The 25,183-nt window shown below is 67.8% G+C and carries 19 protein-coding genes; 7 read left to right on the top strand and 12 right to left on the bottom strand.

All coding sequences use genetic code 11. From position 1 onward, the window contains the following. The first annotated feature begins 53 nt into the window (after positions 1–53). The 3 genes from DFP85_RS02055 to DFP85_RS02065 all read left to right on the top strand — a co-directional run bounded on the left by DFP85_RS02055 (position 54) and on the right by DFP85_RS02065 (position 3,209). A complete protein-coding gene (locus DFP85_RS02055) occupies positions 54–866 on the top strand; it encodes a CbbQ/NirQ/NorQ/GpvN family protein (protein WP_133634460.1) in 813 nt (270 codons plus the stop codon). 143 nt (positions 867–1,009) lie between these two features. After that, positions 1,010–2,956: a nitric oxide reductase activation protein NorD gene (locus tag DFP85_RS02060; protein WP_133634462.1), complete on the top strand. Its 1,947-nt coding sequence runs from the start codon at positions 1,010–1,012 to the stop codon at positions 2,954–2,956. A 37-nt stretch (positions 2,957–2,993) separates the two neighbouring features. Next, positions 2,994–3,209 (top strand): hypothetical protein, encoded by a 216-nt coding sequence (locus tag DFP85_RS02065; protein WP_133634464.1) that lies wholly within the window; start codon positions 2,994–2,996, stop codon positions 3,207–3,209. Between the two features lie 13 nt (positions 3,210–3,222). Here the strand turns inward: DFP85_RS02065 and iadA are convergent, their stop codons facing one another. The 12 genes from iadA to DFP85_RS02125 all read right to left on the bottom strand — a co-directional run bounded on the left by iadA (position 3,223) and on the right by DFP85_RS02125 (position 17,363). Beyond that, a complete protein-coding gene (iadA, locus tag DFP85_RS02070; protein ID WP_133634466.1) occupies positions 3,223–4,398 on the bottom strand; it encodes a beta-aspartyl-peptidase in 1,176 nt (391 codons plus the stop codon). Then, the gene (gene cphA, locus DFP85_RS02075; protein WP_133634468.1) at positions 4,395–7,028 is read right to left on the bottom strand and encodes a cyanophycin synthetase; all 2,634 of its coding nucleotides are present in this window, start codon (positions 7,026–7,028) and stop codon (positions 4,395–4,397) included. The genes iadA and cphA overlap by 4 nt, the downstream gene beginning before the upstream one ends. After that, a complete protein-coding gene (locus tag DFP85_RS02080) occupies positions 7,025–7,873 on the bottom strand; it encodes a cyanophycinase (protein WP_133634470.1) in 849 nt (282 codons plus the stop codon). Before DFP85_RS02080 ends, cphA begins: the two co-directional genes overlap by 4 nt. Positions 7,874–8,114: 241 nt before the next feature. Continuing rightward, complete coding sequence (locus DFP85_RS02085; RefSeq protein WP_133634472.1) at positions 8,115–8,408, bottom strand: hypothetical protein; 294 nt, start codon at positions 8,406–8,408, stop codon at positions 8,115–8,117. 2 nt (positions 8,409–8,410) lie between these two features. Next, on the bottom strand, positions 8,411–8,980 hold the full coding sequence (locus tag DFP85_RS02090) for a cytochrome c oxidase subunit 3 family protein (RefSeq protein WP_133634474.1): 570 nt from the start codon (positions 8,978–8,980) through the stop codon (positions 8,411–8,413). Continuing rightward, positions 8,977–9,417 (bottom strand): DUF4870 family protein, encoded by a 441-nt coding sequence (locus tag DFP85_RS02095; RefSeq protein ID WP_133634476.1) that lies wholly within the window; start codon positions 9,415–9,417, stop codon positions 8,977–8,979. Before DFP85_RS02095 ends, DFP85_RS02090 begins: the two co-directional genes overlap by 4 nt. 111 nt (positions 9,418–9,528) lie before the next feature. Continuing rightward, positions 9,529–10,797, bottom strand: coding sequence for an MFS transporter (locus tag DFP85_RS02100; RefSeq protein WP_133634478.1), 1,269 nt, complete (start codon positions 10,795–10,797; stop codon positions 9,529–9,531). 79 nt (positions 10,798–10,876) lie between these two features. Further along, the gene (locus DFP85_RS02105; protein ID WP_133634480.1) at positions 10,877–12,379 is read right to left on the bottom strand and encodes an MFS transporter; all 1,503 of its coding nucleotides are present in this window, start codon (positions 12,377–12,379) and stop codon (positions 10,877–10,879) included. Positions 12,380–12,385: 6 nt separating this feature from the next. Beyond that, positions 12,386–12,862: a universal stress protein gene (locus DFP85_RS02110; protein WP_133634483.1), complete on the bottom strand. Its 477-nt coding sequence runs from the start codon at positions 12,860–12,862 to the stop codon at positions 12,386–12,388. 64 nt (positions 12,863–12,926) lie between these two features. Continuing rightward, positions 12,927–14,519, bottom strand: coding sequence for an MFS transporter (locus tag DFP85_RS02115; RefSeq protein WP_133634485.1), 1,593 nt, complete (start codon positions 14,517–14,519; stop codon positions 12,927–12,929). A 268-nt stretch (positions 14,520–14,787) separates the two neighbouring features. Next, on the bottom strand, positions 14,788–15,453 hold the full coding sequence (narL, locus tag DFP85_RS02120; protein WP_133634487.1) for a two-component system response regulator NarL: 666 nt from the start codon (positions 15,451–15,453) through the stop codon (positions 14,788–14,790). A 5-nt stretch (positions 15,454–15,458) separates the two neighbouring features. Beyond that, on the bottom strand, positions 15,459–17,363 hold the full coding sequence (locus DFP85_RS02125; protein WP_133634490.1) for a type IV pili methyl-accepting chemotaxis transducer N-terminal domain-containing protein: 1,905 nt from the start codon (positions 17,361–17,363) through the stop codon (positions 15,459–15,461). A 161-nt stretch (positions 17,364–17,524) separates the two neighbouring features. Here DFP85_RS02125 and DFP85_RS02130 point away from each other — a divergent pair, with 161 nt between their 5' ends. From DFP85_RS02130 to narJ, 4 genes are all read left to right on the top strand, one after another. Then, entirely contained in the window at positions 17,525–18,856 is a 1,332-nt protein-coding gene (locus DFP85_RS02130; protein WP_133634492.1) for an MFS transporter, read from the top strand. 198 nt (positions 18,857–19,054) lie between these two features. Next, positions 19,055–22,822 carry a nitrate reductase subunit alpha gene (locus tag DFP85_RS02135; RefSeq protein WP_133634494.1) on the top strand — a complete coding sequence of 1,256 codons (3,768 nt, stop codon included), beginning with the start codon at positions 19,055–19,057 and terminating at the stop codon, positions 22,820–22,822. After that, positions 22,819–24,393, top strand: a complete 1,575-nt coding sequence (gene narH / locus DFP85_RS02140; RefSeq protein ID WP_133634496.1) for a nitrate reductase subunit beta — start codon at positions 22,819–22,821, stop codon at positions 24,391–24,393. Before DFP85_RS02135 ends, narH begins: the two co-directional genes overlap by 4 nt. Beyond that, entirely contained in the window at positions 24,386–25,171 is a 786-nt protein-coding gene (gene narJ, locus DFP85_RS02145; RefSeq protein WP_133634497.1) for a nitrate reductase molybdenum cofactor assembly chaperone, read from the top strand. The genes narH and narJ overlap by 8 nt, the downstream gene beginning before the upstream one ends. The last annotated feature ends 12 nt before the right edge of the window (positions 25,172–25,183 follow it).

A 25,183-nucleotide genomic window follows, 5' to 3' on the forward strand; every position in this document is an offset into this window, starting at 1 on the left:
CCCGAGGGCCCCGCTCGGGGCCCTCTTTCGTTCACCCTGACGGGAGTGACCCCATGCCCCTTTCCCCCGTGGCCGCCAACGCCAGCGAGCAAGAGATTCCCTACTACCAGAGCGTCGGCAACGAGTGCGCCATGTTCGAGCAGGCGTTCCAGCAGCGCCTGCCGCTGCTGCTCAAGGGGCCGACCGGCTGTGGCAAGACCCGCTTCGTCAGCCACATGGCGGCCAAGCTCGGCAAGCCGCTGTTCACCGTCTCCTGCCACGATGATCTGACCGCCGCCGACCTCACCGGGCGCTACCTGCTGCAGGGCGGCGAGACCCGCTGGGTCGACGGCCCCCTGACGCGCGCCGTGCGTGAGGGCGGCATCTGCTATCTCGACGAGGTGGTGGAAGCCCGCAAGGACGTCACCGTGGTGATGCACCCCCTGACCGACGACCGGCGGCTGCTGCCGCTGGAGCGCACCGGCGAGCTGCTCGAGGCGCCGGAAGACTTCATGCTGGTGGTCTCCTACAACCCCGGCTACCAGCACATCCTCAAGTCCCTGAAACCGAGCACCCGCCAGCGCTTCGTGGCGATGTCCTTCGACTTCCCGCCCCCCCAGGTGGAGCGTGACATCGTCGCCCGCGAGAGCGGCCTCGCGCCGGAGCGCTGTGCGGCACTCGTCAACCTGGCGGCCAGCCTGCGCGACATGAAGGGCCAGGACCTGGAGGAGGGCGTCTCCACGCGCCTGCTGGTCTACTGCGCGACCCTGATCCAGGCCGGCATGCCGATCCTCGCTGCCGCCCGCGCCACCCTGGTGGAGCCGCTCTCCGACGATGCGGACGTCCAGGAGGGGCTCATGGAAGCCATTCACGCCACCTTTGGCTGAACGACGGCAAGGCGGCAGGCTCTCTTCACATGTGGGAGCGGTGCTCGCACCGCGAAGGGTGGAGGGTAAACATCGCCGTGCAATTCGAGGCGTCGAACCGACTGCTCCCGCAATAGCCACCATTACCATCCAGGAGCGCATACATGCTGGACTTTCTTGAGGTCGAGGAGACCGTCGGCCGCTTCTGGCACCGCTGGGCCTCCGGCGCGGCGAGCTATCCGGACCATCCCGAGGCGGCGGTCAGCCTCGAGAGCCTGCGTCCCATGCTCGGCGTCTTCTTCCGTGCCGGCGGCGGCGAGGCCGGGGTCGAGGTGGCCGCCATCGCCCGTCGCGGTTCCGCCCACCGGCTAAGCCTGCGCCAGCGGCTGGGGCTCGACGAGGAGGCCCTCGACCAGGCCCGTCGCGACGAGGAGAACCTGCTGCTGCCGCCGCGCCTGGCGCTCTTCCCCGAGGCCGCCCTCAATCGCGACCTCTACCTGTGGCTGACCGCCTACCTGGCCGAGGCACGGCCACTGACGTATCCCGCGGATCCCCTGCAGGCTGACCTGGCGCGCCTGCGCGAGGCGCGTCGTACCGCCCGTGCCGCCCTGGCGCGCTTCCCCGGGCTGACGGATCGCTACGTGCGCCTTTGTGGCGAGCTGCTGGCCATCCGCCCACAGCGCAGGCGCCTGCCGCCCATGGAGGCGGCACTGGAGGCTGCAATATGCGCCGAGCTGGGTGCTCCCGACCCCGAGGAAGGCTGGGCCCTGGCCATGCAGCGCGCCATCCGTGAGCCGGACTTCCCGCTGGAGGAGTTCCGCGCGCCGCGCGGCTACCGCCCGCCGCTGCCGGTGCCGCTGTGGGGCCAGGCGGTCACCCTGGGCACCCGCGACGGCGCTCGCGAGCAGAGCGTGGACGACGACGAGGAACTGGCCAGCGCCGCCGCCTCGCCCGACGATGACCACGGCAAGCGCAAGGCCGACCGCCGCGAGCAGGACCAGGCCGACCGTGACGACCCGCTGATGCTCAACAACATGGAGAAGATGCTCTCCTGGGCGGAGATGGTGAACCTCAATCGCCACGTGGAGGACGAGGAGGAGGACGAGGCGCGCCAGGCGGCCGACCAGATGGACGAGATCGTGCTCAGCTCCAACCGCAAGAAGGCGGCCTCCCGGCTCAAGCTTGACCTCGACCTGGCCCCCGACGAGGTCGCTGGCGGCCGTCTCAAGGGAAGGCACCTCTATCCCGAATGGAACCACCGCAAGCAGGCCTACCTACCCGACCACTGCGTGGTACTCAGCGACATGCAGAGCGAGGAGGGAGAGGCGTGGGAGCCCGACGAGGCGACCCGCCGTCGCATCCGCCGGGTGCGTCGCGAGTTCGAGGCGCTGCGCCCGCGGCGCGAGATCCTGCGCGGCCAGCTGGATGGCAGCGAGCTCGACATGGACGCGGTGATCCGCTCACGCTGCGACCTGGCCGCCACCGGCGAGGCCAGCGACCGCCTCTACCTGGCCAGCCGCACCCAGGCCCGTGACCTGGCGGTATCGATCCTGGTGGATGTCTCGCTCTCCACCGAGGCCTGGCTGCAGGACCGCCGCGTACTCGATGTGGCCAAGGAGGCGCTGCTGGTGCTTGGCCATGGCCTGGCCGGCTGTGGCGACGACTACTCGATCCACAGCTTCACCTCCCAGCGCCGCCACAAGGTGTGGGTCAACACCCTGAAGGAGTTCGACGAGCCCATGGGGGAGCGGGTGTCGCGGCGCATCTCGGCGCTCAAGCCTGGCTCTTATACCCGCATGGGGCCCGCCATTCGTCACCTGACCAGGCAGTTGAGCGAGCGCCCCAACCGGCATCGGCTGCTGCTGATGCTCACCGACGGCAAGCCCAACGACAACGACTACTACGAGGGGCGCTACGGCATCGAGGACACCCGCAAGGCGGTGCTCGAGGCGCGGCGCCAGGAGGTGCGGGTGTTCGGGGTGACCATCGACCGCGAGGCGGGGCAGTATATCCCCCACCTGTTCGGTCGCGGCGGCTACGCCATCGTGCAGCGCCCGGAGCACCTGTCGCTGGCCCTGCCGGGCATCTACCGCCAGATCATCGCCACCTGAGCCTATTGTCCGTCGAACCATCGCCGAGGAGCGCACCATGACCGTTCAAACCCGACTGATCCTTGCCGTGGCGGCCTGGTGCCTGGTCGCCGTGGCGGTGGTGTTGCCGCTGGTATGGTTGATCAACAACCGCGACTGGGGCATCGGCCTGATGCTGCTGACGCCGTTCCTGGTCTATGCCCTGATGCGCCTGGGTCGCGCCCTGGAAGGCTGGGCAAGGGCGACGCCGCCGCCGAGGGGCGCTCGGGACTGAGGCGCCCGCGGCGCTACGGCGAGTCGTCCCTGGAATGGACGCGATTCCCTGCCACGAAGGTCTGCTGCGGCTGGAGATCGTCGTCGAGCAGGGTCACGTCGGCGTCGAAACCTTCGGCCAGGCGACCCTTCTGGCCATCGAGTCCCAGCACCCGCGCCACGTTTCCCGAGATCAGGCCCAGGGCCTGGTCGAGTGGCAGCACCTCCTCGCGCACCAGGCGCTGCCAGTCCGCGATCAGGGCGGTGTTGCGCGCCACCCGCATGCCGATGTAGTTACCCTGAGCATCGAACTCGGGCAGGCTGCCGTTGCAGTCCGAGCTCATGGTGATGTGCTCGACCGGCACGCCGCGCGCGAGCAGCCGGGAGACGGCATCGAAGCCGGAGAGGCCCTCCTCGCCGGGGTCCTCGAAGGCGGTCACATCCACGCTGGCGGCAAAGGCCAGCGCATAGTCGGCGGCCTCCTCTAGCAGCACGCGGTGGCGGTTGACGTGGGTGGGGATCAGCTGCTCGGCGGGAATCTCGGTCTCCGCGAGCAGCCGGCGCAGCGGCTCGAGCCCCCGTTGGCCGTCCCCGACATGGAAGTGGCAGATGCCGAGCTTGCCGGCCAGCATGGCACCGACGCGCACCTCGCTGACCAGCCGCGCGATCTCGTCCTGGCGGGGCTGGCTGGAGCGGTGGTCCGAGATCGCCAGTTCGCCCAGGCCGATGACCTCGGGGATCCAGGCCAGGTCGCGCTGCAGGTCGCCGGTGAGGGTCGGTGGCGGCACGCGATACGACCCCGTGTACATGTAGGCCGCGATGCCCTCGGCCCTGAGTCCCCGGACCTTGGCCAGCAGGTCCGCCGGGGAACGGCTGATGCCGTCGGTGCCCAGCACCCCCACCACGGTGCCGATGCCCATGGCGGCGATCTCCCGGGCGGTGATCTCCGGGCAGCGGGTGCCGCAGCCGCCTTCGCCGCCGCCACCGGTCACATGCACATGCTGGTCGATGAAGGCGGGAACGGCGACGAGGTCGCGAGCCTCCACCAGGCGCACGGGCCAACCTTCCGGCACGGCGAGATCTCGCCCCAGCGCGGCGATCCGGCCGTCGGCGATCAGCAGGTCGGTCGCCTCGAGGGGTTGTGGCGCGAAGATGCCACCGACGCGCAGCAGGGTCAGCAGGGGGGCGTCCCGCTCATCCAGGGGCATCATGGTGACTCACCGCTGGGGTCAGTCGCCGCCGGCGGCGAGAAGCGACGACCCTTCAGGCGCTCGATGGCGCCCTCGACATCGTCGATCAGCAGCACCAGCAGGTCACCTTCGCAGGCCTCGTCGAAGGCCCGATCGACGGCCTGGTGCTCCTCCAGGACGATCTCGACCCGGCAGCCCCCCATCGCTTCGGCACCGTCGCGCAGCAGGCCGGCGGCTTCACCGACGGCGCGACCGCGGGCGTCGGTCTCGTAGATGACGACGACGTCGTGCATCCGGGCGAGCAGGGTGCCTAGGCTGACGAGGTCCTCGTCACGGCGATTCCCCGGGGCGCTGGCCACGCTGATGCGTCGTCGGGCCGGAATGCAGCCGACCAGTTCGCTCAAGGCCTCGAGCGCCGGCACGTTGTGCCCGTAGTCGATCAGCACCTTCATGCCGTTGGCGTCGATGAGGTTGGTGCGTCCGGGATTCTGTCCGGGGGTGGGGTGGAAGGTCTGCAGGCCCATCTGGATATCGGCGATGGAGAGCCCCAGGGCATAGGCGGCCGCGCTGGCGGCCAGGGCATTGGCGACATTGAAGCGGGCATGGCCCTCGAAGGTGATCGGCACGTCCACCACCGGGATCACCTCGGCCTCGACCTGGCCCTGACGCATCACGATGCGTTCCTGGTGGACCGTGAAGGCCACCCCGTGATCGCGGACATGCTGGCGGATGGAGGCAGCCTCCGGGTCCAGGGTGAAGAAGGTGACATCGCCCCGCGCCCACTCCCGGCCGGCCATCACCCGCGGGTCATCGGCATTGAGCACGGCCGTCCCGCCCTGGCGCACGGCATCGATGACCACGGTCTTGCAGCGTGCCAGCTCGTCGAGGGTGTGGATGTCATGCTCCCCCAGGTGGTCGCTGGCGATGTTGAGCAGCACCCCCACGTCGCACTCGTCGAACCCGAGGCCGCGGCGCATGATGCCGCCACGGGCCACTTCGAGCACGGCGTATTCGACCGTGGGTTCGCGCAGCACGATGGCCGCCGCCTGAGGGCCACTGTAGTCGCCGCGCATGATGACATGGTTGTCGATCTCGATGGCGCCGGTACAGGCCATGCCGACGTTGCGTCCCGCCTGGCGGAGCAGGTGCGAGAGCAGGCGTACCGTGGTCGTCTTGCCGTTGGTCCCGGTCACCGCCACGATGGGAAGGCGGGCGTCGGTCTCGCTGTCCGGGAACAGCATGTCGATCACAGGCTGGCCGACATCGCGTCCCTCGCCGTGAGTGGGCGACAGGTGCATGCGAAAGCCGGGCCCGGCATTGACCTCGACCACCGCGGCGGCCTGCTCCTCCAGGGGCCGGGTCAGGGTCTCGGTCAGCAGGTCGATGCCGATGATGTCGAGCCCGACCAGCCGCGCGATCCGCTCCGCCGCGTAGCGTACTTCCGGGTGGACGTCGTCGGTCACGTCCGTGGCCGTGCCGCCGGTGCTGAGATTTGCCGTGGGCTTCAGGTAGACGAGCACGCCGGCCGGGATGACGCTCTGCAGGCTCAGGTCCTGCTGGCCGATCAGCCTCAGCGACTGCTCGTCGAGCTGGATCTGGGTGAGCAGGTTCTCGTGGCCGACGCCGCGACGCGGGTCCCGGTTCTCCCTGTCGACCAGGGCCTGCAGGGTGGCGACGCCATCGCCGATCACATGTGCCGGGCGGCGCCTGGCCGTGGCCACCAGCTTGCTGTCGATGACCAGCAGGCGATGGTCCTCGCCCTCGATGTACTGCTCGACGATCACCGAGGGGTTGTGGCGGGAGGCGATGCCGAAGGCCTCGCGCAGGGCCTTGTCATCGTCGACGTTGGTGCTCACGCCGCGGCCATGGTTGCCGATCAGCGGCTTCACCGCGACGGGGTAGCCGATGGCGTGCGCGGCCTCGAGGGCGTCATCGAGGCAGTCGCAGACACGGCCCTCGGGAACCGGAATGCCGGCATCGCCGAGCACCTGCTTCGTCCAGGCCTTGTCGCCGGCGATGCCGTAGCCGATCAGGTCCGTATGGCCGGTCACCGTCGCCTGGATCCGCTGCTGGCGGTGGCCGTGACCCAGCTGGATGTAGCTGTTTTCCTCGCTCAGGCGGATGTGGGGAATGCCACGACGCTCGGCGGCCGCAATGATCGAGGCGGTGGAGGGCCCCAGCATGTGGGCGTCGCGCACCTGCTTGAGGCGGTCGATGATCGCCGGCATGTCGATCGCCTCGCCGGCGAAAAGTCGCTCGACGAGATCGACGGCCTCGATCCCGGCCGCCAGGCCGCAGGCCTCGTCACGGTAGCGGTAGACGACGTTGTAGATACCGCGCTCGTAGCTGTCGACGGTCTTGCCGTAGCCCACCGAGAAGCCGATCCGGTTCTGCAGCTCGATCGCCACATGCTCGACGACATGGCCGGCCCAGGTGCCACGCTCCAGTCGCTCCAGGAAGCCGCCGGGCCGGCCCACCGAGCAGCGGTGCTCCTGCAGGGTCGGCAGCAGGGCGGTAAGCCGCTCGACGATACCGGGGACGAGATCGCTTGGCTTCTCCTCGAGGTCGCCGATGTCCAGGCGCATGAAGATCGCCGGGTAGCGGCTGTAGTAGTTCGGGCCGCGCAGTGCCCGGTGCTCGAGAATGTTCATCGACGCTCCGCGAGAATGGCGCCGAGTTCGTGGGGGACGAGATAGCGCCACGCCTCGATGTCGAACCCGTGGCCGCTGACCATCGCATGGAGGATCATGTGCTCGACGGCCACCGGTTCGCCCATGGAGAGGTCGGCGATGTTCGAGCTCGCCAGGTCCCGGCTGTCGATGAGGATGACATGGCCCGGCCCGATGGCCTCGAGGATGCCGTTGGGGTGGATGATCACGCCGGCATCCTCGCCCAGGCCCACCCCGAGGTGCTCGGGATTGCTCGCGCCGACCTCCATCAGGCGCGTGAAGCGCCCGCGCTCGAGGAAGTGGCTGTCGATGATGAGGCCATCGACGAAGCCGAGGCCGAAGGTCATGTTGACGGCGCCCTTGCGCAGGGCATCGGCGGCGGCGCCGTTGTAGATCATGGTGCCCGGCATGGCCGCCGCACCGGCACTGGTCCCGGCCACCACTGCGCCGCTGTCGAGGCGTTCGCGGATGGCACTCAGCACCGGGGATCCCCCCAGGACATTGGTCAGGCGCAGCTGATCACCGCCGGTGAAGAAGATGACGCCGCTCTGTTCGATCAGGCGAACGGTGTCATCCTCGGCCGCCTGCTGGCGGTCCCGGATCCCCAGCAGATGGACGCGGCTGGCGCCCAGGCGAGAGAAGGCCGCCTCGTAGTCGGGCAGCACCTCGTCGGGAATGCCGCTCGCGGTGGCGATGACGGCGACCTCGTCATGACCCTCGGGGGCCAGGGCAAAGACCTGTCGCAGGATCTCGAGATCGGAGGTCCTGTCCTCGGCGCCGCCGATGGCCACGATGCGGCCGGGTGCCACGGGGTGTTGGGAAGCCATACGCTGTTCGTCACCGAGCGACGCTCTTGAGCCAACGCAGCAGCCACGTTCGCGTGAGTCACTTGCCGGATGGCAGGATGCTTGCCGCCTGCACTTTCACTTATAACAGGCATCCCGGCGCGGGGCACGTTCTCGCTGGTCGGGAGTCACGGCAAGCGGCGACGCTATCCCGCGGCCTGCCAAGCAGGCCGGGGGGACTCTCGCCTTCGAACCTCGGGAGGGGAGGCGGCCGGAGTCGGCGTCAGCTGGTCAGCCGTGCCGCCAGGTAGCCGCCGGCGATCAGCGCCAGCGTCAGCACCACCAGGCCCACGAAGGTGCCCTTCCAGGCCGGCGTGGCGGCGCGCAGGTTGAGGTAGACCATCAGCAGCCGCTGGGCCTTGAAGCCGGTGGCGGCGACCACCAGACCTGCCGACCACAGCGGCAGTGCCTGCCAGCTGTCCTGGTCCAGCTGCGCCGAGACCATCGAGAGCAGCGTCAGGGCCATCAGCGTGGCCCAGGTAATGAGCAGGCGGCGGGTGCCGGGCAGGGCGGTCATGGTCACCTCAGCAGATAGAGCAGCGGGTAGAGCAGGATCCAGATCAGGTCGACCATGTGCCAGAAGGCGGCGGCGGTCTCCACGTTCTCGGTGGAGGTGCGCCAGGTCACCAGCGCCAGCAGCGCCAGGCCGAACAGCACATGGGCGAAGTGGAAGGCGGTGAGTCCGTAGTAGAAGCCGAAGAAGGCGTTGGTCTCCGGGGTGATGCCGGCGGCGAACTTGCCGGCATACTCGACCCCCTTGATCACCCCGAACAGCACCCCCAGCGCCATGGCGGCGCCCAGCCACTGGCGAGCCCGGCGGATCCGTTCGCCGCTCACGGCCTCCACGGCCAGCGCCACGCAGAGTCCGCTGGTCAGCAGCACCAGGGTGTTGAGCCCGCCCATCAGCGGGTCGAGCTCCTGCTGGGAGGCGTCGAAGAGGGCCGTCGCCGCCACCCGTTCCGCGGCATAGAGGGCGAAGAAGGCGCTGAAGACCAGCATCTCGCTGAGGATCAGCACCCACATCAGCGGGTTGCCGGGCAGTGCCGAGAGCGGCCCCCAGCCGGGGTTGGGAAGCGCCCGCTCCTTCATCTGTCCGCCAGGGTCACCCGGGCGCTGCCGAAGGCCAGGCTGCGCGGGTTGGCCACCGGCTGGTTGGAGGTCAGGCGGCTGATGCCCACGCCGCAGCGCGCCACCATCCAGATCAGGCAGGCGGTGAAATAGATATAGCCCAGCGCCCAGGGGGCCACGGCAGGGGCACCCACCAGCCCCAGCAGCTGCCAGGTGGTGACGAAGAGCCCACCCCCCAGCATGCCCAGCCAGAAGGTGCGGATCTGGAACTGCAGGTGGCTCTGCACCCAGGGCTCGGCGCGACGGCGCTTGAGGTGGGCGACCAGCACGCCGATGGGCGCAGTGACCACGGCGAGCACGCTGCCCAGGAAGAGCATGTAGACGACGATGGCCGCTCCGCGGCCTCGGGCGGCCTTCTCGGGGTTGATGGAATCGTCGTGGGCCAGGGTGTGGGACATGGGGACACCTCGTATCCGGTAGCCGGCCGGGGCCCGTAGCGGGGTTCCGGCCAATTGATGTATTTCAGATACCACTATAGCGCGAGGCGCGGCAGATTTTCCTGGCCTGGATCAAGTCTCGACCGGCTTGCCCGGGTGCTTTTCGTCACGGGTGAGCATCGGCGCGCGGCGCTCGGTCCACCACATCCAGATGATCGAGACCAGGGTCACGCCGAAGCAGAGCATCCACACGGTGGTGGCCACGCCGGTGATATCCACCAGGGCGCCGAACATGATCGGCAGCAGGAAGCCTCCCACCCCGCCGGCCAGGCCGACGATCCCGGAGACGAGGCCCAGATTCTCGTGGTACTCGTTGGAGAGGTACTTGAACACCGAGGCCTTGCCGATGCCCCAGGCGATGCCGACCACGAACAGCGCGGAGGTGAACAGCCATACCGGGATGCCGAAGCCGAACTCCACCACCCCTTCGCCGCCGGCGCCGGCCACGCGGTACTGGGTCTCGGGGTAGGACATGATGAAGAGGGCGACCAGGCTGGCCCACATGCAGGCCCAGGTGACGGTGTGGGCGCCGAAGCGGTCGGAGAGCCAGCCGCCGAAGGCGCGGATCACCCCGGAGGGCAGCACGAAGATGGTGGCGATCAGCGCCGCGACCTGGATGCCCAGACCGTACTCGCCCATGTAGTAGCGGGTCAGCCACAGGGAGACGCCGACATAGCCGCCGAATACCACGGAGTAGTACTGGCAGTACTTCCACACCTTGGGGTCGTTGAGCACCTTGAGCTGGTCGCGCAGCGAGACGCTGCTGGCGCTGCGGTGGGCCGGGTTGGAGTAGGTGAAGAACCAGAACAGCACCGCGGTGACCAGCATGATGCCCGCGTAGATGTTGGGCACGGCCTGCCAGCCCAGCACCACGATCACCGTGGGAGCGATGAACTTGGTCACCGCGGCGCCGGCATTGCCGGCGCCGAAGATGCCCATGGCCAGGCCCTGGCGATCCTTCTCGAACCACTTGGCGGTATAGGTGATGCCTACCGAGAAGGAGCCGCCGGCCAGGCCGACGAAGGCGCCCAGCACCAGCAGCTGCCAGTATTCGGTGGCGAACTGCACCAGCCAGATGGCCGGGACGATGAACAGCAGGATGATGAAGAACACCGGCCGGCCGCCGTAACGGTCGGTCAGCGAGCCCAGCGGCAGCCGCGACAGGGCGCCGGTGAGGATGGGCACCGCCGTGAGGATGCCGAACTGGGTGCCGTTGAGGTCGAGCTGCTCGGCAATCGGCACGCCGATCTCGCCGAACATCGTCCACACCATGAAGCACATGGTGAAGGCGAAGGTGTTGGCGATCAGTACCGAATACTGCTTGAAGCGTTGCGAGGCCATAGTGCGTCTCCCCTCCTGACTTCCTGCGGCTTTCGGGTGGCCCGGGCGGCTGTCTTGCCGCCCGGGTTGGGTGTGGGCTTCAGCGAGCGGCCTGTCCGGCCTTCAGCGCCGCCTGCTGCTCGATCATGCGATCCACCGAGGAGACGTGATACTCCTCGTCGAAGGCGCCCTCGGGCTCCTTCAGCCAGATGAGGCAGATCAGCCAGCTGAGGAAGGCCCCGGTGGCAATGATGTAGAAGAACTGGGTCGGCGTGACGAAGGTGAAGAGGGTCAGGTAGACCACCGCCCCCACGTTGCCGTAGGCGCCGGCCATGCCGGAGATCTGGCCGGTGATGCGGCGCTTGATCGACGGGATGATGCCGAAGGTGGCGCCCTCCGCCCCCTGCACGAAGAAGGAGGTGAAGATGGTGATGGCGATGGCCACGATCAGCGGCCAGCTGGCGTCGAGCATGGCCATCAGCACGAAGCCGATGCCGATGCCGAACATGTAGCTGAGCATCACGAAGCGTCGGTTGCCCATGCGGTCGGAGACCAGCCCGCCCATGGGGCGTGCCACCAGGTTGACGAAGGCGAAGGAGGCCGCGATCAGGCCGGCGGTGGCCGCGTTCAGCCCCCAGGTCTCCTCGAAGAACATCGGCAGCATGGAGACCACTGCCAGCTCGGCGCCGAAGTTGGCGAAGTAGGTACTGTTCAGCGCCGCCACGCTGCTGAAGGGATACTTGTCGTCCTCGGGGACCCCCTGCTTGAGGATCGGCACGTTGACGCGCAGGATCTGCACGATCTGGTAGATGACCACCGCCACGATCGCCAGGTAGGCGATGACGGCACCGGTGGTGGAGAGGTAGCCCATGTTCTGGATGCGCCACACCAGGATGCCCAGCACGCCGACCAGCGGGATGGTCCAGAGGATCAGCTTGATCATGTCGGCCCAGCTGCTGACCTCCATGGCGGCGGCCTTGCGCGGCTTGCGGTGGGCCTTGGCGTCCGGGCCATCGGTGATGGCGAACCAGTAGTAGACGCCGTAGGCGGCCATCACGATGGCGCTCTGGGCGATGGCCCAGCGCCAGCCGTCGGCGCCCCCGTACATGGTGATGGCGATGGTCGGCAGCGACATGGCGGCGGCCGCGGAGCCGAAGTTGCCCCAGCCGGCATAGAAGCCCTCGGCGAAGCCGATGTCCCTGGGCTTGAACCACAGCGCGGTCATGTGGATCCCGACCACGAAGCTGGCGCCGATGGAGCTGAGCACCAGTCGCGAGACCAGCAGCTGGGTCATGGTATCGCCGAAGGCGAAGGCCAGCGCCGGTACCGACATGGTGACCATCAGTACCGAGAACACCCGCCGCGGGCCGAAGCGATCCAAGGCCATGCCGACGATGATGCGGGCCGGAATGGTCAGGGCCACGTTGCAGATGGCGAACAGCTTGAGGTCGTCCGGGGTCAGCCAGTCGACGCTCTTGAGCATGCTCGAGGCCAGCGGCGCCATGTTGAACCAGACGTAGAAGGTGATGAAGAAGGCGATCCAGGTCAGGTGCAGGGCCCGGATCTCGGGGCTCTTCACCTTGAAGACGGAGGAGACTTTCATGGTCGTTTATTCCTGTGCTGCCGAATCCCCGGTGGGGAGAATCAGCAAGGGGCACTCGGCCCGGCGGGTCAGGAAGGAGCTGACGCTGCCGAAGGTCATGTAGTCGAATTCATCAAAGAGGGCATTCAGCGACTTGGCGATGAAGCTGGGATCGGGCTGGTGGCTGTGACGGGCAATCACCAGCAGGTCGGGCTTCTCCTTGTGCGTGGCCTGGAGCAGCAGCTTGCGGGCATCGCCTTCGGCGATCAGGAGTTCCGCATCGAAGCCCCCCTTCACCGCGATCTCGACGCCCTCCTGCAACTGCGCCTTGAGCTCCCGATACTCCTCCTGGAAAAGGTCCTCGTTGGCATCCGTGGCATCCCGCGGATTCTCGGCGACCCCGACCAGCACCAGGGTAGGCGCGTTGTTGTGGAACATCTGCATGGTCTGTTCCAGGGCCAGCCTGGCATTCCGCGAACCATCGTAGGCAAGCATGATCTTCATGGCGGATCTCGATATCTCGGGTAGGGGCGCCCGAGGTCTTCCCGGGCGCTACCGGCTTGATGGATCAGGGGTTCTTCACGTAGGCGTTCTTGCGCAGGTAGAACCACCAGTTGACGACCAGGCAGATGGCGTAGAAGACCGCGAAGCCGTACATGGCCATCTCCGGGGTGCCGGCCTTGATCTGCTCGCCCATCACCCGCGGGGCGATGAAGGCGCCGTAGGCCGCCACGGCGGATGTCCAGCCCAGCACCGGGCCCTTCTGCTGCAGATCGAAGATGAAGCCGATACTGCGGAAGGTGGAGCCGTTGCCGATGCCGCTGGCGGCGAACAGCACGATGAACAGCAGCAGGAACATCCAGAAGTACTGGTTGGGATCGGTGGCGTTGTAGGCCAGCATCATCACGTAGCCCACGGCGGCGGAGGCCAGGACCATCACCACGGAGATCGCCTGGGTGACGATGGCACCGCCCACCTTGTCGGAGATCCAGCCGCCCACCGGGCGGATCAGCGCGCCGACGAAGGGACCCATCCAGGCCCAGGTGAGGGCGCTGGGGGCATCCGGGTTGGCGATGCGAGAGACGCTGCCGTCGGCGGCCACCTCCATCATGTTGCCGAAGATGACGCTGATGGAGAGCGGCAGCGCCGCGGAGAAGCCGATGAAGGAGCCGAAGGTGGCGATGTAGAGCACCGTCATCGCCCAGGTGTGCTTGTTGGAGAAGATCGCGAACTGCTTCTGGATGTTCGGTTTGATATCACCCGGGATCAGGCGCAGCAGGAACAGGGTCAGCACGATGGTCAGCGGCAGGGCGAGCCACATGTTGAGCCAGCCCAGCGCCACCACGCCGATGATCGAGGTCAGGATGCCCACCGCATAGAGGCCCAGGATCTTGCCGAAGGCCTGCACGGGCGAGCCGGGATTGGGCGTGATGGCACGAATGTTGTTCATGCCGAACCAGCCGGCGAAGGCCAGCGGGATCAGGAACACCAGCCAGATGAAGCCGGCGTTCTGGATCCAGGTATCGGTGCCCGCCTCGATGCGCCCGATCAGGGTGCCGCTGGCCTTCTGCAGCTCCATGGCATCGCCGCCCAGCGCGCCGAAGATGCCCACGGTCATCACCAGCGGGATCAGGATCTGCATGGTGGTGACGCCGAAGTTGCCGAGGCCGGCGTTCATGCCCAGGGCGTAGCCCTGCTGCTTCTTGGGGAAGAAGCTGGAGATGTTGCTCATCGAGTTGGCGAAGTTGCCGCCGCCGATGCCGGAGAGCAGCGCCAGCGCCTGGAACACCCAGAAGGGCGTGCCCGGGTTCATCAGCGCGATGCCGGTGCCCAGGGCGGGTACCATCAGCAGGGCGGTGGTCAGGAAGATGGTGTTGCGCCCGCCGGCGATGCGGATCATGAACGAGGCCGGGATGCGCAGGGTGGCGCCGGCGAGGCCGGCAATGGCGGTCAGGGTGAACAGCTGGTCCACCGTGAACGGGAAGCCGAGGTTGCGCATCTGGGTGGTGATCATGCCCCACATCAGCCAGACGGCGAAGCCCATCAGCAGGCTGGGAATGGAGATCCAGAGGTTGCGGCTGGCAACCTTCTTGCCCTCCTTCTCCCAGAACTCCTCGTTCTCGACATCCCAGTGTTCGATGTCGGCATTCTTTCTGGTCATGGCATTTCCCCTCAGAGCGCTTGCGTGGGCCCCCGGCCCGCGGTCACGGTTGACCGATATCAAGGCCTTGGGCTTTGCCGCGAAAGATACGCCTCGTCGAGAAGCGGCGAAACGGGGGGAAAATGCCGGAAGATCCGCAGGATACCTCCAGGGAGGTAGGAGGTATCCGGCTATAGTTCATTGATCTTTAAGGATTTAATTGTGGCGGACGGGGTGGTGGGAGCGGCGGCGGACGCCTCGGGAGTCTTTGGAGGTATCCACACAGGATCTACTTGTCCACACCCTCCTGGACGGCCCATACCGCGGCCTCCACCCGCGAACGCAGGTTGAGCTTCTTGAGCAGGTGCTTGACGTGCACCTTCACCGTGCCTTCGGTGATGTCGAGCTTGCGGGCGATCAGCTTGTTGGAGAGGCCGGCGGCCAGCTCGCGCAGGATCTCGCGCTCGCGCTGGGTCAGGCTGTGGATATCCGGGGCCGACGGCTGGTTGCGCTGACTGCGCAGGGCCTCGGCCAGCAGGGCGGTGAGGCTCTCGCTGATCACCATGCGCCCCAGGGCCGCCTGGCGCAGCTGGCGCACCATCTCGTCGGGGTCCATGTCCTTGAGCAGGTAGCCGTCGGCGCCGCTGCGCAGGGCGGCGACCACGTCCTCCTCGTGATCCGAGACGGTGAACATCACGATGCGTCCGGCATAGCCCTGTTCGCGCAGCGCCTTCAGGGTGGCGATGCCGTCCATGCCGGGCATGTTGAGGTCGAGCAGGATCATGTCGGGGTCGAGTTCGCCGGCGAGCCGGAGTCCGACCTCCGGTTCGCCCGCCTCGCCGGCCAGGTCCAGGTCGTCTTCCAGCTCGAGCAGCTGCGCCACGCCGCGGCGCAGCAGCGGATGGTCGTCGATGAGCAGGATCGTGGCAGGGGTGTCGTGATCGGTCCGGGTCATCCTGGCTAGTCCCTGTGTCCGTGTTGAAAGGCGGTGGTCTCGGGCCCGCTGGCCGGCTGCTGGGCGATCAGCCGCGCGGTCTGGGGAGAGAAAGCGAGCTCGACCAGGGTGCCGCCGGCCTGGCGGTTGCGTACCTCGAACTCGCCGCCCAGGGTATCGGCACGGTCGCGCATGATCACCAGGCCGTAGTGCATGGGCGGCGAGCCGTCCGCCGGCAGGCCGATGCCGTCATCCTCGACCATGACATGCAGCCGGGCCTGCTGGAAGCGCACCGTGACCGCCGCCCAGTGGGCCTGGGCATGCTTGTGGATGTTGGCCAGCGCCTCGCGGACCACCTGCAGCACATGGATCTCCTCGTTGGGATTGAGCAGGTGGGGCGGCACGTCGAAGAACAGCTCGACCTTGAAGCCCAGCCGCTCGGCGAACTCCTCGGTGGTCTGGCGCATGGCGCTCTGCAGGCCGGGGCCCTCTAGCTTGAGGCGGAAGGTGGTGAGCAGCTCGCGCAGCTGACGATAGGCACTGTCGAGCCCGGTGCGCAGCTCGCCGAAGACCGCGGTCTGGGCCTCGCGGGGCATCTCCCGGGCCTGCATGCGCTCGAGCCTGGCGACCTGCATCTTGAGGTAGGAGAGCGACTGGGCCAGGGAGTCGTGGAGCTCCCGGGCGATGATGGTGCGCTCGTTCATCAGCGTCACCTGCTGCTGCTCCTCGATGCGCCGCTGAAGGTAGACCGCCGTGGCCAGCTGGTCGGTGAGGGCATTGAGCAGCCGGCGGGTGCTGTCGGTGAGTTCGCTTCCCTCGGCATACCAGACCTCCAGGGTGCCGAGCAGGGTCGCGCCGACGCTCACCGGGAGCAGCAGGCACTCCGCATCGCCGTGCTCCGAGAGCTCCAGGGGCTCCGGGTCGAGCAGGCAGGCGTGGCAGTCGTGGTCGCGGCAGTAGGTCGGGCGGCTGCGCGAATGGGTCGCGAGGATCGGCACCTCGCGGTCGTCGAAGGGGTCATGCAGCGAGAGCCGGATCGGGCCGATCTCGAGCAGTTCCTCGATGCGGCGCAGCATCGGAGCGGCGCTGGTGCAGAGGTCGTTGCCGCCGCCATAGAGGGCCCGGCTGCCGTCGTGGAGCACCTGCATGACCCGGTTGCTGCGCTCGAGCTCCTGCTTCTTGCGTGAGACGCGCGCCTCCAGCTCGGCGTAGCTGGTGGCAAGCTCGCCGGACATGGTATCCAGGGTCCGCCCCAGCAGGGCCAGCTCGTCGCTGCCCTTGAGCCGGGTGCGATAGTGGAAGTTGCGGCGGCCGGCCTCCCGGGCGAGTACCACCAGCTGGTGCAGCGGGGCCACCAGGTTGTGGCGGATGTCGTAGAGGGCGATTGCCACCACCACGGCTGTGAGTACCAGGAAGAGGATCTGCAGCACGCTGAGCAGGTGGATCTTGGCCTCGCTGTTCTTCTCCAGCCGGGTGACCAGCTGATCGATGTCGCCCACCAGGCCGTCCAGGGTCTGGCGCAGGGCGTCGACCTCCAGGCCGCCGCCGGCAATGGAGCGGGTCACCTGGGGCGCCAGCGCCTCGTCCCAGCGCGCCTGCAGCAGCCGGTACTGCTCCCGCAGGGGGTGGTCCTCGGCCTCGGGCAGGGCCTGGGTCAGCCGGGGGCTGGCCAGGCGCTCTCGGAAGCGCTCGGCCAGTGCCTGGACCCGTTCGCGCTGCGCCGCCTCGGGCTGGCGTTCGTAGCGCTGCAGGGCCGCGACGATCTGGTAGGTGTTCATGCGCAGCGAGCCGGCCACGTTGATGGCGGCGGCATCGCCGCGGCTGCCGTTGGCCACCACCATGGTCACCACGATGCTGACCAGTGCCAGGGCGCTGATCGCCAGCAGCGAGGCGCTGATGCGGGCCACCAGGGAGCGTTGCAGCAGTTTCATCGGCGGCAGGGCCCTCCGCACGCGTCACACGTGTATGGATTCAGGGTGCCACTATACCCTAGTGGGTAGTGGTTGCTCCCTCAAAGGTGTACCTCCCTTGCCCTTTTGACCCGGCCCCCGGGGCTTCCGAGAATTCAGCCATACCTCTCGAGCCCCGGCCCATGTCCCGCGACCCCGATGTCCTCAAGAACGAGCCCCGCGATGTGCCGGTCGATGGCGAATCGGCGCCCCCGGGCTATCGCTCGCTGGTGGTGGTCGTGCTCTCGCCGCTGGCCTTCGCCCTGGTCTTCGCCTGCTGGACCCTGTTCGCCGTGCTCGGCGTGGAGCTACGCCGGGACCTGGCCCTGGGCAGCGTCGGCTTCGCGGTGCTGCTGGCCATGCCGATGCTCGCCGGGGCCCTGGCCAGCCTGCCCATGGCGCTGTTGGCCCGTCGCCTCGGCGGGCGTCGGGTGATGCTCGGCTGCCTGCTGCTGACCTGTCCCTTCCTGTGGTGGGTGAGCCAGGCGCATCACTACCTGGAGTTCCTGCTGGCCGGCCTGGGGCTGGGGCTGGGCGCCGGGGCACTGGCCGCCGGCCTGGTCTATGTGGCGGAACTGGGGCCACCGCGGCATGCCGGCCTGGCGCTGGGCCTCTACGGGGCCGGCATGCTGGGGGCGGGGCTGAGCTACCTGCTGCTGCCGCTGGTCAGCCAGGCCTACGGCTGGCGCATGGCACCGCTGCTCTACCTGCTGCCGGTGCTGCTGGTGGCGGCGCTGCTGTGGTTGTTCGCCGATGACGCCGATGCGCCTGCGCCCGTGGGCGAGACGGAGGAGGACGAGGCGCCGCCGGCGCGGGTTTCGCCAAGGACGCGCGTCGTCCGCTTCGCCTGCCTCCTCGCCGACTGGCAGCTGTGGCGGTTGGCGATCACCTACAGCTTCTTCTTCGGCGCCTTCGTGGCCCTGGCGCTGTGGCTGCCCGGCCACCTGGCGGTGCGCTATGGCCTCTCGCTGCAGGCCGCGGCCCTCTGGGCCCTGCCCTTCACGCTCGCCGTCGGGGCGGGCCAGGTGATCGGCGGCGCGCTGGCCGATTGGCGCGACTTCCGCAGCCTGCGCTGGTGGGTCAGCGCCTTCGTGCTGGCCTGCCTCTTCCTGCTCTCCTATCCCCCCTTCTCGATGCGCATCGAGGGCGTGCATGGCGAACTGACGCTGCACTATGCGGCTCCGCTGTGGGGCTTCATGGGGCTGCTGGTGGCCATGGGCGTCGCCATGGGCATGGGGCAGGGCAGCCTGATGCGGCTGATCCACCGCGATCATGGCGGCGACATGGCCCTGGTGGGCGGACTGGCGCTGACCCTGGGCGGGCTCTTCGCCGCCCTGCTGCCGCCGGTCTTCGTGCTGGGCGGCGAGTGGCTCGGGGTAGGCACCGCAGGCTTCATGTTCCTCTATGCCGCCCTGGTGGCGTGCATGCTGGTGATGCTCGCCGACCATGCGCGAGGCCGGGGGCGTGCCCGCTGAATGCTCCGTCTAACCCTTCCTTCACCGCCGCCTATCCCCTTGGAGGTAGGGGGCATGTATATGGAGGTAACCGGGCAGTATTCCGCCTGCCAATCCCCCAGAATTCCCCCCATGGAAGCTGCCTGAGCCCTGCGAGGGAGCGGCAGTCCGAGTGGCCCGGGGTGGCCACGCATCTTTTCAGGAGCCTGGAGAGCGACCATGAGTCACTTCATCGATCGGCTGAACTTCTTCCGCAAGGCCCGCGAACCCTTCGCCAACGAGCACGGCGAGGTGCGCCAGGAGTCCCGCGAGTGGGAGAACGGCTACCGGCAGCGCTGGCAGCACGACAAGGTGGTGCGGTCCACCCACGGGGTGAACTGCACCGGTTCGTGCAGCTGGAAGATCTACGTCAAGAATGGCCTGGTCACCTGGGAGACCCAGCAGACCGACTACCCGCGCACCCGGCCCGACCTGCCCAACCACGAGCCGCGGGGCTGCCCGCGTGGCGCCAGCTACTCCTGGTACATCTACAGCGCCAATCGCCTCAAGCACCCGCTGATCAGGAAGCCGCTGCTCAAGCTGTGGCGCGAGGCCCTCGAGGCGAAGCGCGACCCGGTGGACGCCTGGGCCTCCATCGTCGAGGACCCGGCCCGGGCCAAGCAGTACAAGCGTGCCCGCGGCATGGGCGGCTTCGTGCGCGCCGACTGGGACGAGCTCAACGAGCTGATCGCCGCCTCCAACGTCTACACCGCCAAGCAGTTCGGCCCGGACCGCATCATCGGCTTCTCGCCGATCCCTGCCATGTCCATGGTCAGCTATGCCGCGGGCAGCCGCTACCTGTCGCTGATCGGCGGCGTCTGCATGAGCTTCTATGACTGGTACTGCGACCTGCCGCCGGCCTCGCCGATGACCTGGGGCGAGCAGACCGACGTGCCCGAGTCCGCCGACTGGTACAACTCCGGCTACATCATCGCCTGGGGCTCCAACGTCCCGCAGACCCGTACCCCGGATGCCCACTTCTTCACCGAGGTGCGCTACAAGGGCACCAAGACCGTCTCGGTCACCCCGGACTACGCCGAGGTCTCCAAGCTCACCGACGAGTGGCTCTCCGCCACGCAGGGCACCGATGCCGCCCTGGCCATGGCCATGGGGCACGTCATCCTCAAGGAGTTCCACCTCGACAAGCCCAGCGCCTACTTCACCGACTACGTGAGGCGCTACAGCGACATGCCCTTCCTGGTCGAGCTCGAAGCCCGCGAGGACGGCAGCTATGCGCCGGGCCGCCAGATGCGCGCCAGCGACTTCGAGGCGAGCCTGGACCAGGCCAACAACCCTGAGTGGAAAACCGTCGCCTGGGACGAGACCCGTGACCAGCTGGTGGTGCCGCGCGGCTCCATCGGCTTCCGCTGGGGCGAGACCGGCGACGAGGTGGGCAAGTGGAACCTCGAGCCGCTGGATGCCGAAGGCACCGAGATCAAGCCGCTGCTGACCCTGGCCGACAAGCATGACGAGGTGGCGAAGGTCGCCTTCCCCTACTTCGGTGGCATCGCCCACGAGCACTTCGACCACGTCAAGAGCGGCGGCGCCAGCGACGAGCTGCTGTTCCACAGCCTGCCCGCCAAGCGCCTCAAGCGGGCCGATGGCTCGGACGTGCTGGCGGTGACCGTGTTCGACCTGATGTGCGCCAACTACGGCATCGACCGCGGCTTCGGCGAGGACGACGGCGCCACCTCCTACGACCAGGTCAAGCCCTACACCCCGGCCTGGCAGGAGAAGATCACCGGCGTGCCGGCCGAGCAGGCCACCCGCATCGCCCGCGAGTTCGCCGACAACGCCGACAAGACCCAGGGGCGCAGCATGATCATCGTCGGTGCCGGCATGAACCACTGGTACCACATGGACATGAACTACCGCGGCCTGATCAACATGCTGGTCATGTGCGGCTGCATCGGCCAGAGCGGCGGCGGCTGGTCCCACTACGTGGGCCAGGAGAAGCTGCGCCCGCAGACCGGCTGGACCCCGCTGGCCTTCGGCCTCGACTGGCAGCGCCCGCCGCGCCACATGAACTCCACCTCCTTCTTCTACAACCACTCCTCCCAGTGGCGCTACGAGAAGCTGGAGATCAAGGAGATCCTCTCGCCGCTGGCCAAGGCCGAGGACTACCCCGGCAGCCTGATCGACTTCAACGTGCGATCAGAGCGCATGGGCTGGCTACCCTCCGCGCCCCAGCTTGGCACCAACCCGCTGCGCCTGGCCGAGGCCGCCAAGGCCGCGGGCCTCTCCACCGCCGACTACGCCGTGGACCAGCTGAAGAGCGGCAAGCTCGCCTTCGCCGCGGAGGATCCGGACAACCCCCAGAACTTCCCGCGCAACATGTTCATCTGGCGCTCCAACCTGCTGGGCAGCTCCGGCAAGGGCCACGAGTACATGCTCAAGTACCTGCTGGGCACCCGCCACGGCATCCAGGGCAAGGACCTGGGCGAGTTCGGCGGCCAGAAGCCCGAGGAGGTCAAGTGGCATGACGAGGCGCCCGAGGGCAAGCTCGACCTGCTGGTGACCCTGGACTTCCGCATGTCCACCACCTGCCTCTACTCGGACGTCGTGCTGCCCACGGCGACCTGGTACGAGAAGGACGACCTCAACACCTCCGACATGCATCCCTTCATCCACCCGCTCACCGCGGCGACGGACCCGGCCTGGGAGTCGCGCAGCGACTGGGACATCTACAAGGGCATCGCCAAGGCCTTCTCGAAGGTCTGCGTGGGGCACCTGGGCGAGGAGACCGACCTGGTCACCCTGCCGCACCAGCACGACTCCCCCGCCGAGCTGGCCCAGGTCGAGGTCAGGGACTGGAAGAAGGGCGAGTGCGAGCCGATCCCCGGCAAGACCATGCCGGCGCTGATCGAGGTCAAGCGCAACTACCCCGAGACCTACGAGCGCTTCACCTCCATCGGCCCGCTGCTGGAGAGCATCGGCAACGGCGGCAAGGGCATCAGCTGGAACACCGAGAAGGAGGTGGACCTGCTCGGCAAGCTCAACCACCGCAAGCTGGACGGGCCCCACAAGGGGCGCCCGCAGATCGACAGCGCGGTGGACGCGGCCGAGATGATCCTGACCCTGGCGCCGGAGACCAACGGCCAGGTGGCCGTCAAGGCCTGGGGCGCGCTCTCCAAGATCACCGGGCGGGACCATACCCACCTGGCGCATCCCAAGGAGGAGGAGAAGATCCGCTTCCGCGACATCGTCGCCCAGCCGCGCAAGATCATCTCCAGCCCGACCTGGTCCGGCCTCGAGGACGAGCACGTCTCCTACAACGCCGGCTACACCAACGTCCACGAGCTGATCCCGTGGCGCACCGTCAGCGGCCGCCAGCAGTTCTACCAGGACCACCCCTGGATGCGCGCCTTCGGCGAGAGCCTGCTGGTCTACCGTCCGCCCATCGACACCAAGGCGGCGGTCAGCCTGGCCGAGACCAAGGGCAACGGCAACCCGGAGATCGCTCTGAACTGGATCACCCCGCACCAGAAGTGGGGCATCCACTCCACCTACAGCGACAACCTGCTGATGCAGACCCTGTCGCGGGGCGGCCCGATCGTCTGGATGTCCGAGGATGATGCCAGGTCCATCGGCGTCGAGGACAACGACTGGATCGAGCTGTACAACGCCAACGGCGCCATCGCGGCCCGCGCGGTGGTCAGCCAGCGGGTCAAGAACGGCATGGCGATGATGTACCACGCCCAGGAGCGGATCCTGAACATGCCGGGCTCCGAGATCACCGGCACCCGGGGCGGCATCCACAACTCGGTGACCCGCGTGTGCCCCAAGCCGACCCACATGATCGGCGGCTACGCCCAGCTGTCCTACAGCTTCAACTACTACGGCACCGTCGGCTCCAACCGCGACGAGTTCGTCATCGTGCGCAAGATGAAGAATATCGACTGGCTGGATGGCGAAGGCAATGACTACGAGCAGGAGGCCGTGAAATGAAGATTCGTTCCCAGGTAGGCATGGTCCTCAACCTCGACAAGTGCATCGGCTGCCACACCTGCTCGGTGACCTGCAAGAACGTCTGGACCAGCCGCGAGGGCGTCGAGTACGCCTGGTTCAACAACGTCGAGACCAAGCCCGGCATCGGCTATCCCAAGGAGTGGGAGAACCAGCACAAGTGGAAGGGCGGCTGGCTGCGCCGCAAGGACGGCCGCATCGAGCCGCGCATCGGCGGCAAGTGGCGGGTGCTGGCGAACATCTTCGCCAATCCCGACCTGCCGGAGATCGACGACTACTACGAGCCGTTCACCTTCGACTACCAGCACCTGCACACCGCCAAGCAGGGCGAGCACCAGCCCACCGCGCGGCCGCGTTCGCTGATCTCCGGCGAGCGCCTGAACAAGATCGAGTGGGGCCCGAACTGGGAGGAGATCCTCGGCACGGAGTTCGCCAAGCGACGCAAGGACGCGAACTTCGAGAAGATCCAGGCCGACATCTACGGCCAGTTCGAGAACACCTTCATGATGTACCTGCCGAGGCTGTGCGAGCACTGCCTGAACCCGACCTGCGTGGCGTCGTGCCCCTCCGGCGCGATCTACAAGCGCGAGGAGGACGGCATCGTCCTGATCGACCAGGACAAGTGCCGCGGCTGGCGGATGTGCATCTCCGGCTGCCCCTACAAGAAGATCTACTACAACTGGAAGACCGGGAAGTCCGAGAAGTGCATCTTCTGCTATCCGCGCATCGAGGCCGGGCAGCCGACCGTCTGCTCAGAGACCTGCGTGGGCCGGATCCGCTACCTCGGCGTGCTGCTCTACGATGCCGACCGCATCGAGGAAGTGGCGAGCTCGCCAGACGAGCGTGACCTCTACCATCGCCAGTGCGAGATCTTCCTGGATCCCAACGACCCGGAGGTGATCGCCCAGGCGAAGAAGGACGGCATCACCGACAACGTGATCGCCGCCGCCCAGGCCTCGCCGGTCTACAAGCTGGCCATGGACTGGGGACTGGCGCTGCCGCTGCACCCGGAGTATCGCACCCTGCCGATGGTCTGGTACGTGCCGCCGCTGTCGCCGATCCAGTCCGCCGCCGAGGCCGGCAACGTCGAGTTCGACGGCGTGATGCCGAAGATCGAGTCGCTGCGCATCCCGGTGAAGTACCTGGCCAACATGCTCACCGCCGGCGAGGAGGAGCCCGTGGTGCTGGCGCTCAAGCGCCTGATGGCGATGCGCCTCTACATGCGCGGCAAGCACGTCGAGGGCAAGGCCGAGACCGAGGTGCTGGAGAGCGTGGGGCTTACCGAGGCCCAGGTGGAATCCATGTACCGCTACCTGGCCATCGCCAACTACGAGGATCGCTTCGTGATCCCCACCAGCCACCGCGAGATGGCCACCGAGGCCTTCCCGGAACGCGGCGGCTGCGGCTTCACCTTCGGTGACGGCTGCCACGGTGACAGCAGTCAGAGCCTGTTCGGTGGACGCAAGACCACCACCACCCTGGTCCAGCCGGTCGAGACCTTCGACCCCGCTGCACAGGACAAGACCCGGAGCGAGGAGGTGCGTCATGGCTGAGGCCGCAATGCAACACCCCGTGGCGGAGCCGGACATGCTGAGCCTGCGCGTGCTGGCCCGGCTGCTCGACTACCCCTCCGCGGAGCTCCAGGCCGCCGCGCCGGAGATGATCGAGCTCCTCGACGCCGAGCGCCGCTGGGAGGCGGCGCTGCGCACCCGCCTGATGGACTGGTGCCAGCGCCTGCTGGAGGCCGACCTGATGGAGCTGCAGGCCGAGTACGTGGCGCTGTTCGACAGGGGGCGCAGCACCTCGCTGCTGCTCTTCGAGCACGTCCACGGCGAGTCCCGCGATCGCGGCCAGGCGATGGTCGACCTGATGGCCGAATACAGCGCCGCAGGCTTCGAGCTCGATGCCCGTGAACTGCCCGACTACCTGCCGCTGTTCCTGGAGTACCTCTCGACCCGCCCGGAGGCCGACATCGGCCGCTGGCTGGGCGAGATTCGCCATATCCTGGCGCTGCTCGCCGCCCGACTGGAGGAGCGCGACGCCGACCATGCCCTGGTGCCGCTGGCGCTGCTGGCGCTGATCGGCGCCGAAGGGGACGTCGACGCCCACCGCGAGACGGTGAAGGAGGAGGCGCCCGATGACACCCCGGAAGCGCTGGACGAGGTGTGGGAGGAGGAAGCGGTGCGTTTCAGTGCCGCCTCGGACGAGGACTGCGCCCTGCAGTCCGCCGAGGGCCGTCGGCTCGCCGAGCGCAAGCAGGCCGTGCCCAGCGACCCCGTCAGGATCATGCCCAGCAGCGGGTCGACCGACCGCGCCGTGACCGATCGCTAAAGGAGAACCGTC

The sequence above is a fragment of the Halomonas ventosae genome, assembly GCF_004363555.1.
GTDB lineage: Bacteria > Pseudomonadota > Gammaproteobacteria > Pseudomonadales > Halomonadaceae > Halomonas > Halomonas ventosae.

Excerpts from the sequence above, each read along its gene's own strand:
- DFP85_RS02055 (WP_133634460.1), top strand. The coding sequence starts at position 54 with ATGCCCCTTTCCCCCGTGGCCGCCAACGCCAGCGAGCAAGAGATTCCC.
- DFP85_RS02060 (WP_133634462.1), top strand. The coding sequence starts at position 1,010 with ATGCTGGACTTTCTTGAGGTCGAGGAGACCGTCGGCCGCTTCTGGCAC.
- DFP85_RS02065 (WP_133634464.1), top strand. The coding sequence starts at position 2,994 with ATGACCGTTCAAACCCGACTGATCCTTGCCGTGGCGGCCTGGTGCCTG.
- iadA (WP_133634466.1), bottom strand. The coding sequence starts at position 4,398 with ATGATGCCCCTGGATGAGCGGGACGCCCCCCTGCTGACCCTGCTGCGC.
- cphA (WP_133634468.1), bottom strand. The coding sequence starts at position 7,028 with ATGAACATTCTCGAGCACCGGGCACTGCGCGGCCCGAACTACTACAGC.
- DFP85_RS02080 (WP_133634470.1), bottom strand. The coding sequence starts at position 7,873 with ATGGCTTCCCAACACCCCGTGGCACCCGGCCGCATCGTGGCCATCGGC.
- DFP85_RS02085 (WP_133634472.1), bottom strand. The coding sequence starts at position 8,408 with ATGACCGCCCTGCCCGGCACCCGCCGCCTGCTCATTACCTGGGCCACG.
- DFP85_RS02090 (WP_133634474.1), bottom strand. The coding sequence starts at position 8,980 with ATGAAGGAGCGGGCGCTTCCCAACCCCGGCTGGGGGCCGCTCTCGGCA.
- DFP85_RS02095 (WP_133634476.1), bottom strand. The coding sequence starts at position 9,417 with ATGTCCCACACCCTGGCCCACGACGATTCCATCAACCCCGAGAAGGCC.
- DFP85_RS02100 (WP_133634478.1), bottom strand. The coding sequence starts at position 10,797 with ATGGCCTCGCAACGCTTCAAGCAGTATTCGGTACTGATCGCCAACACC.
- DFP85_RS02105 (WP_133634480.1), bottom strand. The coding sequence starts at position 12,379 with ATGAAAGTCTCCTCCGTCTTCAAGGTGAAGAGCCCCGAGATCCGGGCC.
- DFP85_RS02110 (WP_133634483.1), bottom strand. The coding sequence starts at position 12,862 with ATGAAGATCATGCTTGCCTACGATGGTTCGCGGAATGCCAGGCTGGCC.
- DFP85_RS02115 (WP_133634485.1), bottom strand. The coding sequence starts at position 14,519 with ATGACCAGAAAGAATGCCGACATCGAACACTGGGATGTCGAGAACGAG.
- narL (WP_133634487.1), bottom strand. The coding sequence starts at position 15,453 with ATGACCCGGACCGATCACGACACCCCTGCCACGATCCTGCTCATCGAC.
- DFP85_RS02125 (WP_133634490.1), bottom strand. The coding sequence starts at position 17,363 with ATGAAACTGCTGCAACGCTCCCTGGTGGCCCGCATCAGCGCCTCGCTG.
- DFP85_RS02130 (WP_133634492.1), top strand. The coding sequence starts at position 17,525 with ATGTCCCGCGACCCCGATGTCCTCAAGAACGAGCCCCGCGATGTGCCG.
- DFP85_RS02135 (WP_133634494.1), top strand. The coding sequence starts at position 19,055 with ATGAGTCACTTCATCGATCGGCTGAACTTCTTCCGCAAGGCCCGCGAA.
- narH (WP_133634496.1), top strand. The coding sequence starts at position 22,819 with ATGAAGATTCGTTCCCAGGTAGGCATGGTCCTCAACCTCGACAAGTGC.
- narJ (WP_133634497.1), top strand. The coding sequence starts at position 24,386 with ATGGCTGAGGCCGCAATGCAACACCCCGTGGCGGAGCCGGACATGCTG.